The 12,494-nt window shown below is 74.3% G+C and carries 13 protein-coding genes; 7 read left to right on the top strand and 6 right to left on the bottom strand.

What is annotated here, in order from left to right; genetic code table 11:
* Positions 1 to 278 precede the first annotated feature (278 nt).
* On the bottom strand, positions 279 to 629 hold the full coding sequence (locus tag POL25_RS38505) for a hypothetical protein (protein WP_272091385.1): 351 nt from the start codon (positions 627 to 629) through the stop codon (positions 279 to 281).
* Positions 630 to 846: 217 nt separating this feature from the next.
* Here POL25_RS38505 and POL25_RS38500 point away from each other — a divergent pair, with 217 nt between their 5' ends.
* Complete coding sequence (locus tag POL25_RS38500) at positions 847 to 1,380, top strand: hypothetical protein (RefSeq protein ID WP_272091384.1); 534 nt, start codon at positions 847 to 849, stop codon at positions 1,378 to 1,380.
* A gap of 135 nt (positions 1,381 to 1,515) precedes the next feature.
* Here POL25_RS38500 and POL25_RS38495 read toward each other — a convergent pair whose 3' ends face one another.
* Positions 1,516 to 2,142, bottom strand: a complete 627-nt coding sequence (locus POL25_RS38495) for a hypothetical protein (RefSeq protein WP_272091383.1) — start codon at positions 2,140 to 2,142, stop codon at positions 1,516 to 1,518.
* Between the two features lie 415 nt (positions 2,143 to 2,557).
* Entirely contained in the window at positions 2,558 to 3,622 is a 1,065-nt protein-coding gene (locus POL25_RS38490; protein WP_373372145.1) for an SMP-30/gluconolactonase/LRE family protein, read from the bottom strand.
* 152 nt (positions 3,623 to 3,774) lie between these two features.
* Between POL25_RS38490 and POL25_RS38485 the strand changes: the two genes are divergently transcribed.
* From POL25_RS38485 to POL25_RS38470, 4 genes are all read left to right on the top strand, one after another.
* Entirely contained in the window at positions 3,775 to 4,206 is a 432-nt protein-coding gene (locus tag POL25_RS38485) for a YeeE/YedE family protein (RefSeq protein WP_272091381.1), read from the top strand.
* Entirely contained in the window at positions 4,206 to 4,340 is a 135-nt protein-coding gene (locus POL25_RS38480) for a hypothetical protein (RefSeq protein WP_272091380.1), read from the top strand. The genes POL25_RS38485 and POL25_RS38480 overlap by 1 nt, the downstream gene beginning before the upstream one ends.
* Positions 4,341 to 4,425: 85 nt before the next feature.
* Complete coding sequence (locus POL25_RS38475) at positions 4,426 to 4,842, top strand: DUF6691 family protein (protein WP_272091379.1); 417 nt, start codon at positions 4,426 to 4,428, stop codon at positions 4,840 to 4,842.
* The gene (locus POL25_RS38470) at positions 4,839 to 5,705 is read left to right on the top strand and encodes an MBL fold metallo-hydrolase (protein WP_272091378.1); all 867 of its coding nucleotides are present in this window, start codon (positions 4,839 to 4,841) and stop codon (positions 5,703 to 5,705) included. Before POL25_RS38475 ends, POL25_RS38470 begins: the two co-directional genes overlap by 4 nt.
* Positions 5,706 to 5,967: 262 nt before the next feature.
* Here the strand turns inward: POL25_RS38470 and POL25_RS38465 are convergent, their stop codons facing one another.
* Positions 5,968 to 6,426 (bottom strand): protein-tyrosine phosphatase family protein, encoded by a 459-nt coding sequence (locus POL25_RS38465; protein ID WP_272091377.1) that lies wholly within the window; start codon positions 6,424 to 6,426, stop codon positions 5,968 to 5,970.
* A gap of 86 nt (positions 6,427 to 6,512) precedes the next feature.
* Between POL25_RS38465 and POL25_RS38460 the strand changes: the two genes are divergently transcribed.
* Entirely contained in the window at positions 6,513 to 6,935 is a 423-nt protein-coding gene (locus POL25_RS38460) for a hypothetical protein (RefSeq protein ID WP_272091376.1), read from the top strand.
* A gap of 66 nt (positions 6,936 to 7,001) precedes the next feature.
* Here the strand turns inward: POL25_RS38460 and POL25_RS38455 are convergent, their stop codons facing one another.
* A complete protein-coding gene (locus tag POL25_RS38455) occupies positions 7,002 to 7,736 on the bottom strand; it encodes a metallophosphoesterase family protein (protein WP_272091375.1) in 735 nt (244 codons plus the stop codon).
* Positions 7,736 to 11,746, bottom strand: coding sequence for a hypothetical protein (locus tag POL25_RS38450; protein ID WP_272091374.1), 4,011 nt, complete (start codon positions 11,744 to 11,746; stop codon positions 7,736 to 7,738). The genes POL25_RS38455 and POL25_RS38450 overlap by 1 nt, the downstream gene beginning before the upstream one ends.
* Before the next feature lie 49 nt (positions 11,747 to 11,795).
* Between POL25_RS38450 and POL25_RS38445 the strand changes: the two genes are divergently transcribed.
* Positions 11,796 to 12,452: a hypothetical protein gene (locus POL25_RS38445; RefSeq protein ID WP_272091373.1), complete on the top strand. Its 657-nt coding sequence runs from the start codon at positions 11,796 to 11,798 to the stop codon at positions 12,450 to 12,452.
* Positions 12,453 to 12,494 lie beyond the last annotated feature (42 nt).

The raw sequence follows: 12,494 nt of genomic DNA, 5'->3' as shown, positions 1-12,494 counted from the left end.
TGTCCTCCGGGTCATCCAGCCTGCGCCGTCGCAGCGTCCGATCGCAAAAGACATCCCGAAGGACATCCAGCCCGCGCCGTCGCAGCGCCCCGCTCGCAAAAAAATGTCCCGAAGGACATCTCAACCCGGCGCCGTCGCAGCGCCCCGATGAAAAAAAGATGTCCCGAAGGACATCCTCACCCGGGCGCGCACCGACCCCGGCTGCATGTCCTCGAGGACATATCATGACAGTCGCCCGCCAGGGCGGCACGCCCTGACGGCCGCCCGGGCGACTCCCGTCAATAATTCTCGCCGTAGCAAGAATCGCCGTAGTCGAGGTTGTAGCGGTGGCAGTATCGATTCGCCTTGCTGCGGCACCATCCGGACGGCTTGTCGACCGGATCGACCGGGTACCGCCACGCGCGCCGGTACTCCTCGAACCCCTCACAGTAGGCCAGACAGTAGATCTGGACCTCGCCCTCGCCGAACGTCGAGACCGCGCCGTCCTCGTCCCCGACCACGCACTCCCACGTGCGCGTCGCGTTCGGCGCCTCCGAGAGCGCCTCGCCGGGCTCGGCCGCCGCCTCGGGCTCGGCCGCCACCTCGTCGGCGGGCCCCGCCAGCACTGTCAACAATGCACTCAGCAACATCTGCAACATCATGGTCACCTCGTCCCGCAACTATGGCCGCAGGCAATACCCCGTCCAGCGAGCGGCAGACGACAATCGCGGCGGTCCGTCCGCCCGTGATCGCCCAGCGAGCAGGACGGGCCCGTCGCAGATCTGCAATCATGGCTCGCACCGATGCGACCGCCCGCCTGCGAGCATTGCAGGGGACGCGGCCGACCCGCGGCCCGCGAAGATCGCCATGACGACCCTCGACCCTGCCCCGCTCGCCGCCACCTTCGCGGTGCGGCCCTTCGCCACCTGCCTCGCCGCGTTCTCGGCCCTGATCGGGCGTCAGCCGCCCGCGCAGCCGCTGGACGGCGCGCGCCGGGCCTTCGGCCTCGGGCCGCTCGACACCTGGCCCCGGCCTCCCCCGCACTGCGCCCTCGCCGAGCTCGATGCGCCGCCGCCCGGCGTGCTCACCGATGCGCGCCGGCTCGCGCGCCTGCCGGTGTTCGCCCCGCTGCTCGGCACCTGGAACGCCCGGGCGAGCGGCCGCTGGTTCGGCGGCGCCGAATGGATCGTCGCCGACCTGCGCTTCACCCACGAGCAGCTCGACGAGGAGTTCGACGCGTCCTCCGACTTCTCCGCCGGCCTCGCGCTGTTCGCCGTCGACGACGGATGGGCCGCCGCCGTGTGGCCGTCCTGGCGCGGCGAAGCCTTCGCCGCGGTCCTCGGCTTCACCCCCGAGCGCGCCGGCGAATCGCACGCGTGCGAGTTTTGGTTCGGCGAATGATCGCGCCCGCGGCCCGGCGATCTCGCAGCAATTTCACGTGGGCCGATGCGAGTCGAAAGGCCGCTTCGTCGGCGGGGCGTGGCGGAGGTCGACCTCGATCCAGGAGCGGCGGATCGAGCCGTCACGCACTCGCTGTCAGAAGCGCACGCCGACGATCGCCCGCACGCGAAACAGCAGCCACGGGTTCGGCACCGACACGTCGAACGTCGGCTCGACCCCGAGCAGCAGCCGCCGCCCCTTGCCCGGCGCGCCCTGCAGGCCGACGCCGGCCTCGGCGAGGAACATGCGCGCCACCGAAGCCGCCGGCGTCGAGATCGACAGATCGAGGCCCACGCGGGCCAGCCCGTAGGCGAACACCCGCTCGTTGCTGGCGCCGACCCGCAGCTCCGGGCCGAAGCGCACGAAGTTGAGCGTGCTCGGGCTCCAGCTGGCCCCGGAGCTCATCGTATTGACCCACAGCAAGTGCTCGAAGAAGCCGCCGAAGGCCAGCGCCAGCCGCTTGCGCAGGGTCCAGTAGCGGCCCACGCCGACGCCCCAGCCGTACACGCGAAAGCTCGGCGCGCGCACGTCGAAGCCGAGCGCCGGCGACAGGTGCAGGTACACCCCGGTCGCGCGCAGGCCCTCCTGCTTGTTCACCAGCGTGTCGACGCGCCCCCCCACGCCGGACAGGCCGTCGGCGGCGAGCGCCCGCGGGCTCGCCAGCGCCGCACAGGACCAGGCGGCAACAAGTAGCAGGACGGACGAGCAGCGTCTCGGGGTCACGCGCCAAGGCTGGCACGGGTCGGCCCGACCCGCCGCCCGGGCCGCCGCGATGCCTCGCATTTCCTCGCGTCGGCGCGCCCCCTCGTCCGCTCCGCCTCGACTCGCGCCGATAGCACGCTCGCACGGCCTGCAGCGGACAGCCGGCCATGGCCGAGCCCGCTGCCGCAACCTGTCCTCCGCGACATGTCCTCTCCGGCATGTCCGATCGGTCCGGCCGCTGCGACGGCGCGGCCGCCCGGGGGCGCCGGTCCACGAGCACCGACCGCCGAGCTCGCCGCTCGCGTGCTCGCGGACGCCGCGACCGAGCTCGCCGCTCGCGTGCTCGCGGACGCCGCGACCGAGCTCGCCGCTCGCGTGCTCGCGGACGCCGCGACCGAGCTGCGCCGTGAGCCGGCGCCCGGTCGCCGCCCGCGAGCTACAGCGCGACCTTCGAGATCCGGTCGCGGTGCAGGTGCCCGAGGTACAGCGCCCCGTCGCGCTCGTGCACGCTCGTCACCTGATAGACCGACGCGCCCGCCGTGTCGTGCAGGCTCTGCAGCACCTTGCCGTCCTCGTCGATCTCGATCGCCAGCCCGTACGGCTCCGGCTTCGGCCACAGCGCGCGCGGCAGGTTGGCGACCATGCGCTTGAGGAACGGCCGCGGCGCCAGGAAATCGCCGGCCGCGTTGCGCACCGTGAACATCGCGATCCAAAACGTCCCGCGACCGCTCTGGGCCACCCCGTCGGGGAAGCCGGGCAGGCCCTCGATCAGCACGTCGGTGGTGCCGGCCTTGGGGCCCTTGAGCCAGTGGCGGCTGATCCGGTAGCGGTACGTCTCGTTGACCGCGAGGAACGACTCGTCGCCGCTGAGCGCCACCCCGTTGGCGAAGTAGAGGTCCTTGGCCAGCACCGTCGAGGTCTTGGTCAGCGGGTCGTACTTGATGAGGCGCCCGTGCGGCCGCGCCTCGAGCAGGTCGAGCATGTGATCGCCGAAGCCGAACTTGTCGCTCGCGTCGGTGAAGAAGATCGTCCCGTCGGCGGCGACCGCCACGTCGTCGGTGAAGCCGAGCCGCACCCCGTCGACCGTGTCGACCAGCGTCGACACCTGCCCGTCGGCGTCGATCGACAGCAGGCCCTTCTTCGCGTCGGCGACGATCAGCGCGCCCGACGGCGCGAACTCGAGGCCGAGCGGCCGACCGCCGGTGTTGGCGAACACCTCGAGCGCGTCGCCGTCGAGCCGCAGCACCTCGCCCGCGTTGGTGCCCCCGTACACGCGGCCCGCGGCGTCGGTCTCGACGTCTTCGGGCCCGTCGATCTTGCCCGCGGCCAGCAGCGTCGCCCCGGCCAGGCGCTCGTTCGGCGCCAGCGGCCCGGACATCGCCGGCACCGGCGGCGGCTCCCACGCCAGCGGATCGATCGGAGCCGGCGCCACCGCCAGATACGCCGCGAACAGCCCGAGCCCGAGGACCAGCAACAACAGCAGGCGCAGCAGCAGCTTCATGGGGATCGCCATCGTAGGCCATCTTCGCCGGCCGAGCGACGCGCGTCGGCGCACGCCGGTCGCGGGTGCGACACGCACGGCCGCGCGTCCCCATCGCGTAGGCTCGGAGGCGGGCCCACGTCGGCCCGGGCGCCGCGGCGCCGACGTGACGCATGGCCAGCTCTCCCCTGCTCCTCGCCCTCCTCGGCGGCCTCATGATCGGCGCCGCCGCGGTCCTCCTGCTCGCCGGCGCCGGCCGGATCGCCGGCGTCAGCGGCATCGTCGGCGGCGCGCTCCGCCCTCGCGCGGGCGATCTCGCCTGGCGCCTCGCCTTCGTGCTCGGCCTGCTCGCCGGCGGAGCTGTCCTTCGGGTCCTGTCCTCCGAGACATTGCCCAAAGACCTGCCCGGCTCCGGCCTCACCATCGCCCTCGCCGGCCTGCTGGTCGGCTTCGGCGCCCGCCTCGGCGGCGGCTGCACCTCCGGCCACGGCGTGTGCGGCCTCGGCCGCCGCTCGCCGCGCTCGCTCGCCGCCGTCCTCACCTTCATGACGGTCGCCTTCGTCACCGTCTTTCTGACCCGCCACGTCCTCGGAGGTGCCTCGTGATGATGCTCGTCCTCCTGCTCCCGGGCCTGCTGATGGTCCCCGTCGCTCTCGCCGCGGGCCCGAGCCTCACCCTGCTCGCCGTGTTCGCGGGCCCCCTGTGCTTCTACCTGTTCGGCTTCGGAGGCATCCGGTGACGGCCCGGACGATCACCTGTCTCTTCGGTCAGGCCGCGCGCTCGATCGTCATCCTCCGGACGACCGTGATCCTCGGAGGCATCCCATGACCGTCCTCGTCGCGCTGCTCTCGGGCCTCGTGTTCGCGCTCGGCCTCGGCCTCGCCGGCATGACGCGGCCCGAAAACGTGCTCGCCTTCCTCGACCTCGCCGGCGCCTGGGACCCCGCTTTGATGCTCGTGCTCGGCGGCGCCGCCGGCCTCTACATGCTCGCCGCCCCGCTCGTGCTCCGCCGCGGGCGACCGCTCCTGGCCCCGCGCTTTCACCTGCCGCAGCGCAGCCGCGTCGACCGCTCGCTGCTCGCCGGCGCCGCCCTGTTCGGCCTCGGCTGGGGCCTCGTCGGCCTGTGCCCCGGCCCGGCCCTCGTCGGCCTCGCCGGCGGCAGCGGCGACCTCGCCCTGTTCGTCGCCGCCATGCTCGCCGGCATGTTCCTCTTCACCCGCGTGGAGGCGCCCTCGCCATGAAGATCGAGCACTTCTACGACGCTCGCACCAACACCCTCTCGTACCTGGTGTACGACCCGCGCACGCGCGACGCCCTCGTCATCGATCCCGTCCTCGACTACGAGCCGGTCGGCTCGAAGGTGTGGGAGGAGTCGGTCACCGCGATCGCCACCCGGATCCGCGCCCTCGATCTGCGGCTCGGCATGCTGCTCGAGACGCATGCCCACGCCGACCACCTGTCGGGCTCGCAGGTGCTGAAGCGGCGGTTCCCGGGCGTCCCGCTGGCGATCGGCGCCGCCATCACCGAGGTCCAGGCCGTCTTCCGCGACATCTACGATCTCGGCCCCGGGTTCCCCGTCGACGGCAGCCAGTTCGACCGCCTGCTCGGCGACGGCGAGCGCTTCGCCGTCGGCGCCCTCCAGGTCGAGGCCATCGCCACGCCCGGCCACACCCCCGCCTGCATGAGCTACCGGATCGGCGACGCCGTGTTCGTCGGCGACGCCATGTTCATGCCCGACTACGGCGCCGGCCGCTGCGACTTCCCGGCCGGCAGCGCGCGCGCCCTGTGGCGCTCGATCACCGGCCGCCTCTACGCCCTCCCCGACGTCACGCGCATGTTCGTGTGCCACGACTACCAGCCCGGCGGCCGCCCGCTCGCCTGGCAGACCACCGTCGGCGAGCAAAAGGCCGACAACATCCAGCTGCCCGCCGGCCGCGAGGAGGACGACTTCGTCGCCTTCCGCACCGCCCGCGACGCCACCCTCGACGCCCCCAAGCTGCTCTACCCCAGCGTCCAGGTCAACATCGCCGGCGGCCGCCTGCCGAGCCCGGGCCCGAGCGGCCGCAGCTTTTTGAAGATTCCGCTCAACCTCGGCGACGCGTGAGCGCGAGCATGTCCGCAGGGACATGCCCTCTTTGACATGTCCGTATGCGCATGTCCTCACGAGCATGTCGCCGAAGACATGCCCGATCGGTCACCACGATATCGCAGCCCGCGAAGCCGCTCGACGCCGGTCCGCCGACGGTCGGACTTCACGCCTCGCCTGCGTCCGTTATCTGGCAGGCGCCTCGACATCGCCGACATGGCGGCGTGCTCAGCCTGCCGCGAGCCCTCGCGCCCACGTCCGCGAGGCGCTCGACCCCGCCTCAGCCCGGCTCGTCCGCCGCGAACTGCTCGCCCCAGCGCAGCCGTGGCTCCGTGGCCGCCTGCGCCGTCGCCTCGCGCAGCTCCCCCAGGCGCGCCAGCGCCTCCGCGGGCCCCAGGCCCAGGTAGCGCAGCAACCCGTGCGCCACCATGCCCGTGCGGTGCAGCCCGGCCGAGCAGTGGACGTAGATCTTCGCCCCGCCGGCCAGCAGCCCCTGCAATTCGGCGAAGCAGGCCCGCACCTCCGCGCTGCGCTCCGGCCCTGGCGGCTCGGCCGAGGCCAGCGGCAGCCGCAGTTGCACCCCGCTCGCCGGCACGCCCGCCTCGTGGTCGGCCAGCAGGCTCAGCACGTGCGTGCAGCCGGTCTCCGCCAGCGCCTGTCGCAGGTCGCGTCCTGGCTTGTGACCGATGGCGAGGTGGCCGCCCGCGAGTGGCCGCCAGGTCAGGCGGTAGCTGCCCATGCGCCGTCCAGCCTAACAAGCCCGGGCCCGCCGCGTCGGCCCGCGAGGGCGCGCCATCGCCCGGTCCCGTCGCCTACCATGCCGGCATGAAGCGCCGCGCCTCCACGCTCGCCCTGTTCGTCGCGCTCGCCCCCGGCTGTTCGGTCAACTCCCTGCTGAACCAGATGGACGCCGAGTCGGAGAAGTCGATCGACCTCATCTGCGACTGCACCAACGTGTTCCCCGACCGCGCCGCCTGCGAGGCGCAGTTCGGCTCCTTCCTCAGCCCGTTCGACCGCGAGTGCCTCGAGGACGCCCTCGCCGTCGACAAGAAGGCCTCCAAGAAGTCGCTCGAGTGCTTCGTCGACCAGCACCGCGAGTACAACGACTGCCTCGAGGACATGCTCGTCTGCGACGAAGCCGACTCGTGGGAGGGCTGCCAGCCGCTCCTCCGGCCCGACGCGTGCCCGAGGCTGCCGGCGGACGTCGAGGCCGCGCTGAAGCCCTGCGGCACGAACGACGACGACTGAGCGCGGGCGGCCCGCGCGGCGCGAGCGCTCACACATGACCCCGCGGACATGTCCGCGGGGACAGCCTCACACCCCGGCGAACAGCCGCGCGCCGAAGCTGTCGGACAGGCGGGCGTCGTTGAAGATCTTCCGCGCCGCCGCGCCGACATCGTACTCGACGCGCTTGAACTCGAACTTGCCGCGGCCCGAGTCGTAGATCGTGTAGCTCGCGCGCGGGTCGTGGTCGCGGGGCTGGCCGACCGAGCCGACCGAGACGATGTAGCGGAACTCGGGGTGGATCTCGAATTCCTTGGTCACCACCTCGTACACGCGCTCGCGGCCGATGGCGAACGCCTTGCACAGGTGCGAGTGGCCGATGAAAGTGATCTGGCCGAGGCTGTCCCAGATCGGGATGCACGTGGCCGCCTGCTCGACGCTGAAGATGTACTCGAACTCCTCGAGGTCGACCGGCGAGCCGTGGCAGAAGTGGGTCGCCCCGTCGCGCTCGAAGTAGTTGAGCTTGCGCAGCCAGCCCATGTTCTCGGCGGTCAGCTGGCGCGAGTGCCAGTCGAGCGCCTCGCGGGCCGCGTCGTAGTAGTAGCTGTAGTCCATGCGGCCGGCGACCGCCGCGTCGTGGTTGCCGAGGATCGTGTAGCGAGTGACGCGCTTGACGATGTCGCAGCAGTCGTTCGGCTGCGAGCCGTACCCGACGGTGTCGCCGAGGCACACCAGCGCGTCGATCTTCTCGCGTTCGAACGAGCGGAGGACCGCCTCGAGGGCATCCAGGTTGGCGTGGACATCACTGAAGATCCCGTAGCGCATCAGTCCCCGACTTCCACTTCGACTTCGTCGACCTCGTCGTCCTCGGCGGCGTCGAGCTCCGGCGCGATCGCGTCGGACGCCAGCCGAGAGAACCGGCGTGACGCCTCGGCCTCTTCGCCGTCGACCTCGTCCCGCACGGCGCCCAGTGTAGCAAGCGCACGGCGGGCCGCGGAGGATACCGACGGGTCGGCGACCTCCAGCAAATTCTCGACCGCGACCCGGCCCGACCCGCCCGGCCCCGCGCCCTCGGCCTTGATCAGCTCCGCCAGCGCGCGGGCGACCCGCGCCCCGACCGCCTCTTTGCGGCCGCTCGGGGTGCTCCGGAGCAGGTTGCACAGCGGCCCGACCACCCGCGGCCCCAGGTTGCCGAGCGCGCGGGCCGCATCGACCCACCCGCCGCTGGGTTCGTCGCCGAGCATCGTCACCAGCGGACCCTCGGCCTTGCGCTCGCCGAGGTGGCCCAGCAGGATCGCCGCCGCCTGGCGCACGTGCCTCTGCGGCGCCCGCAGGCAGGCCAGCAGCTCCGGCCCGATGCGCGGACCGAGCTCCGCCAGCACCGGCATCAGACTGGCGACGTCGGCTTCGGCCAATTCCGGCAAGCTGCCGACCACCGCCCGGACATCGCTGTCCGCCGGGGCGCCGCGCAGGCGGGCCGTCAGCTCGCGCAGACGGGCCTGCGACCGCGCCTCCTGCACCGGCGCCGCCTCCCGGACCTCGGCCGCCGCCTTGATCTGCGGCTGGCTGGCGCGCCGGCCGGTCGTCACCTTGCCGAGCCCGAGCGCCTTGGACAGCTCCGGCGGCGGGGTCAGGTTCTTGTGCTGGCACAGGTCGAGGATCCCGCGCCAGGCGGCCTCGGCCTGGTCGGCGTCGAGGTCCTCCCCGCGGGCGATCGACGCCGTGCGCGCTGCGATGAGCTTCTGCACGAAGGTCCCCACGTCGCGCGCCTGGTCGGAGCCGAGCCAGCGGCGCCAGAAGCGGGCCGGGGCCGGCAGCCCGAATTCGATCGCCGCGCCGAGCACGGTCGAGCGGATCTTCTCGTACGTCTCGACCCCCAGCCCGTCGACCTCGAGCAGACGCCCCAGGTTGTCCTTGCGCGATCCCTGGTCGAGCCGCTCGAGCGCCAGCCACGCCGCCGCCGCCGACTCGCGGCTGGTCTCGGCCAGCGACTCGCCGATCGGCGTGCGGGCCGGCTCGAGCCGCTGCGCCGCGCTCTGCCCGGTCAGCAGCTCGCGGGCCGTGCGGTACGCGTCGGGCGGGAACTCGCCGGTGCCGAGCTGCGCTTGCGCGCTCTCGAGGCACGACGCCGCGTTGCGTTGCAGCTCCGGCGCCACCAGCTCGCGATGCGTGCCGGGCAGCGCCAGGCGGATCTTGAACTCGCGGGTCAGCTGCTTGAAGAGGTCGAGCGTCATCGGCTCGCCGACATCGACCACCGCGTCGATCACCAGCGGCTCGCCGCCGGCCTCGGCCACCGCGCGCACGCCAACCAGCGGATAGCCGAGCCCGCGCAGGTGGATCGGCCGGACCTTGACCGGCGCCGTCGCCCACACCCGCGCCGTCGCCTCGTTGACGTTGGCCGTCAGCTGCACAACCCCGCCGTCGCGACCGAGGCTGCCCAGCGCGGTCCGCTGGACATCGGCCCCGAGGCGCACCGGCGGCGGCGCCGGGGCGCGGCTCGGTCGCCCCGTGCGCGGCTCCTCCTCGCGGCGCCAGCCCGGCCCGCTGTCGGCCGGGCCCTCGAGGATCTGGCGCTTGGGCCAGGTCCCGGTGATCGCCGCCTCGCTGACCTGCCGGCTGTCGCTGCCCTCGAGGTTGCGCCGGGCCGCCGCGTCGGCCGCCTCGACCTGGCGCCGCGACCACGTCCCGCTGCTCTCGGCCGCGCTCGCCTCCGCCGGCCCTGGCAGCACCGCCGCTGGCCGAGGCGGCCCGCTCTCCGGCGGCGCCGCCGGCGTCAACGCCCGGGCCACCGCCGCGCGCAGGGCCGACCGCTCCGGGTCGCCCTCGGCGCCCGGCTCGGGCCCCCGTCGGCCGCCCGGATCGTCGCGCCGACCTGTCCCTGCGGACATGGCCGCGGGTTCCTGTCGGTTCGCACCTGTCCCTTCGAGCACCGCCCCGGGTCGCCGCGTCGTCGCATCCTCGATCGCCCGCGCGCCGCCCTCGCCCGGGCCCTCGAGCACCGCCCCCGGCCGCCGCGCGCCCTCGTCGGCGCGGTGACCTGGCCCTGAGGACATGCCCGAAGCATCCTGTCCGTTTGCACCTGTCCCTTCGCTCAGCCCGGGCCGCCGGTTCGCCTCGCCGGGCTCCAGCACCGCCCCCGGCCGCCGGACCCCGTCGCCGGGCTCCAGCGCCACCGTGGGCCGCCGGCCGGAGGCCGCTGCGTCCGGCCCGCTCGCGCCCTCGAGCCCCGGCCGCCGCGCCGCGTCGCCGGGCTCCAGCACCGCGCCCGGCCGCCGACCTGCCCCGGAGGACATGGCCGAAGCATCCTGTCCGTTCGAACCTGTCCCTTCGGGCAAGCCCCGGCGCGACCCCGCGTCGCCCGGCTCGAGCACCGCCCCGGGCCGCCGGACCGCGTCGCCCGGCTCGATCACCGCGGCCGGCCGCCGGACCGCGTCGCCCGGCCGACCTGTCCCTGCGGACATGGCCGAAGCGTCCTGTCCGTTCGAACCTGTACCTTCCAGCACCGCCCCCGGCCGCCGGACCGCGTCGCCGGGCTCGAGCACCGCCGCCGGCCGCCGACCCGCGGCCTGCCCCGCGGCGTCCTGCCCGCTCGCGCCGGCCGCCTCGGGCCGCGCCTCCGCGCCCGCGCGCCGACCGGCGCCACCGGCCTCCCCGGGGCCCGCCGCGGCCGCGTCGGCTCGCCGCCCGCCGCCCGGCTCGTCGCGCCGACCTGCCCCGGAGGACATGGCCGAAGCGTCCTGTCCGTTCGTACCTGTCCCTTCGAGCACCGCCCCCGGCCGCCGCCCGCCCGGCTCGCCCGGCTTGCCCTGGCCGCTGGCCTCGAACGAGCGCCGCGCCGCCGACACCAGGCTGCCCTGCTCCTCGAGCCCGACGTCCTCGGCCGAGCGCCCGCGCCGACGGCCCGGGAACGTGTCCTGCAGCGCCGACTCACTGTTGCCGCGGCTGGCCCGGACCGCCCGGGCCTCGGCCTCGCTCGGCCCGGAGCCCTCGCGCAGCCGCGCCTGGGCCGCCTCGCTCGGCCCCGAAGCCTCGCGCCGCCGCGCCTGCGCCGCCGCGGCCGGGTCGGAGCCCTCGCGCCGCCGCGCCTGGGCCGCCGCGGCCGGGTCGGAGCCCTCGCGCCGGCGGCCCGCGGCCGTCACCGCGCCCGAGCCCTCGCGCCGCCGCGCCTGCACTGCGTCGCCCCGCGCCGCCTCGCTCGGCCCCGAGCCCGCGCCCCGCGGCGCCTCGCCGGAGCCTGCGCTCCTGGCCACCGGGACATGTCCCTTCGAACCTGGCTCTTCGGCCCTGGCCCCGGGGACATGCCCCTTCGCACCTGTCTCTTCCGCCCTGGCCCCCGCGCCAGCCGGCTCGTCGCCGAGGCGGGCCGGCTCGCTGACCCGCACGCCCGAGTCCTGGGCCCGCGAGCCGAGCGCCGGGCCCGGCCACGGCGACAGCTCGGGCGCCGCCTCGCCGGCCTCCTCGGCCCACGGCGGCGGCACCGGCACGAACGCGACCTCCGGCTGCAGCAGCCACGGCGCCGCCTGCTCGGGCCGGGCCTGCAGCGCGACCAGGTGGGCCTGCAGCGCGGCGATCAGATCTCCGCGGCGATCGGCGCTGAGCACCAGCGTCGCGGCCCCGCGATCCGCGTCGACCTCGAGCCACGCCCCGCCGCCGGTCGCCGGGCGGCGGCAGCGCGAACACGCGCCCACGAGGGGGCCGCTGGCCCGCAGCGTCGCCACCAGCTCGGGCCGTGCCTGACGATCGAGCCAGCGCCACCTTCGGGCCACCACCAGCGAGCCGCACGGGCACGCATAGAGGGCCTCTTCGGACCAGCTCCAGTCGCCTTGATTCGACACTCGCGCGACCATAGCGTCCGCCCGCGGACGGTGTAAAGCTGCCGCGCCGATGACCGACACGCCTTCGACCCCACCGGTCCCACCGGACGCGACCCCCCGGACCGCCGGCCCCGACGCCGCCGCGCTCGACGCCGCCGTGGGCGATCTCGAACGACAGCTGCGCGACCAGGTCAAGCGCGCTCTCGGCGTCGAGCTCGACGGCTCCGTCACCTCGCTCGCCTTCCTCGATCACTACCTCTCGCTGGCCCGCAGCGAGACGCGGGCGCCGATCCTCGATCTCCTGGCCGCCTCGGCCGGGGCGTACTTCGGCGAGCTGGTGCGGCGCGAGTTCGGCGGCACGTGGGTCGGGCGCGCCGGCGATCCGCGAGGCTTCCGCCTGCTGCTCGGGGCCGCCTACCTCCACTTCACGCCGGTCGCGCTCGCGCTGTCCGCGATCCTCGGCAGCGAGCCGGACGACGAGGACATCGACTGCGGCCTGCACCTCGACATCCGGGGCGGGTCCGAGCCCGACGGGGCGAGCGACGCCGCTTTCATCGAGGAGCGGCTGATCGCGGTCCCGCCGGTCCCCGAGGATCAATTTTACACCCTGACCACCCGCTTCGAGACGATCGCCCTCATCGTCGATCTTTTGGCGCAGCGGCGGGCGCAGGGCGGGTCTGAGCCCCACACCTACACGCTCGGCGATTATTCCCACGCCCTGTCCTAGGTATTCCGGCCGCGCGCCCCGGTGTAGACTGCCGCCCGAGCG

The organism is Nannocystis bainbridge (assembly GCF_028368995.1).
GTDB lineage: Bacteria > Myxococcota_A > Polyangia > Nannocystales > Nannocystaceae > Nannocystis > Nannocystis bainbridge.
Note: the sequence above shows the minus strand (reverse complement) of the source record. Positions and strands in the feature narration are given on the sequence as shown.

What these genes read in the sequence shown, in the direction of transcription:
- POL25_RS38505 (WP_272091385.1), bottom strand. Translation starts at nt 629, where the DNA reads ATGTTGCTGAGTGCATTGTTGACAGTGCTGGCGGGGCCCGCCGACGAG.
- POL25_RS38500 (WP_272091384.1), top strand. Translation starts at nt 847, where the DNA reads ATGACGACCCTCGACCCTGCCCCGCTCGCCGCCACCTTCGCGGTGCGG.
- POL25_RS38490 (WP_373372145.1), bottom strand. Translation starts at nt 3,622, where the DNA reads ATGAAGCTGCTGCTGCGCCTGCTGTTGTTGCTGGTCCTCGGGCTCGGG.
- POL25_RS38485 (WP_272091381.1), top strand. Translation starts at nt 3,775, where the DNA reads ATGGCCAGCTCTCCCCTGCTCCTCGCCCTCCTCGGCGGCCTCATGATC.
- POL25_RS38480 (WP_272091380.1), top strand. Translation starts at nt 4,206, where the DNA reads ATGATGCTCGTCCTCCTGCTCCCGGGCCTGCTGATGGTCCCCGTCGCT.
- POL25_RS38475 (WP_272091379.1), top strand. Translation starts at nt 4,426, where the DNA reads ATGACCGTCCTCGTCGCGCTGCTCTCGGGCCTCGTGTTCGCGCTCGGC.
- POL25_RS38470 (WP_272091378.1), top strand. Translation starts at nt 4,839, where the DNA reads ATGAAGATCGAGCACTTCTACGACGCTCGCACCAACACCCTCTCGTAC.
- POL25_RS38465 (WP_272091377.1), bottom strand. Translation starts at nt 6,426, where the DNA reads ATGGGCAGCTACCGCCTGACCTGGCGGCCACTCGCGGGCGGCCACCTC.
- POL25_RS38460 (WP_272091376.1), top strand. Translation starts at nt 6,513, where the DNA reads ATGAAGCGCCGCGCCTCCACGCTCGCCCTGTTCGTCGCGCTCGCCCCC.
- POL25_RS38455 (WP_272091375.1), bottom strand. Translation starts at nt 7,736, where the DNA reads ATGCGCTACGGGATCTTCAGTGATGTCCACGCCAACCTGGATGCCCTC.
- POL25_RS38445 (WP_272091373.1), top strand. Translation starts at nt 11,796, where the DNA reads ATGACCGACACGCCTTCGACCCCACCGGTCCCACCGGACGCGACCCCC.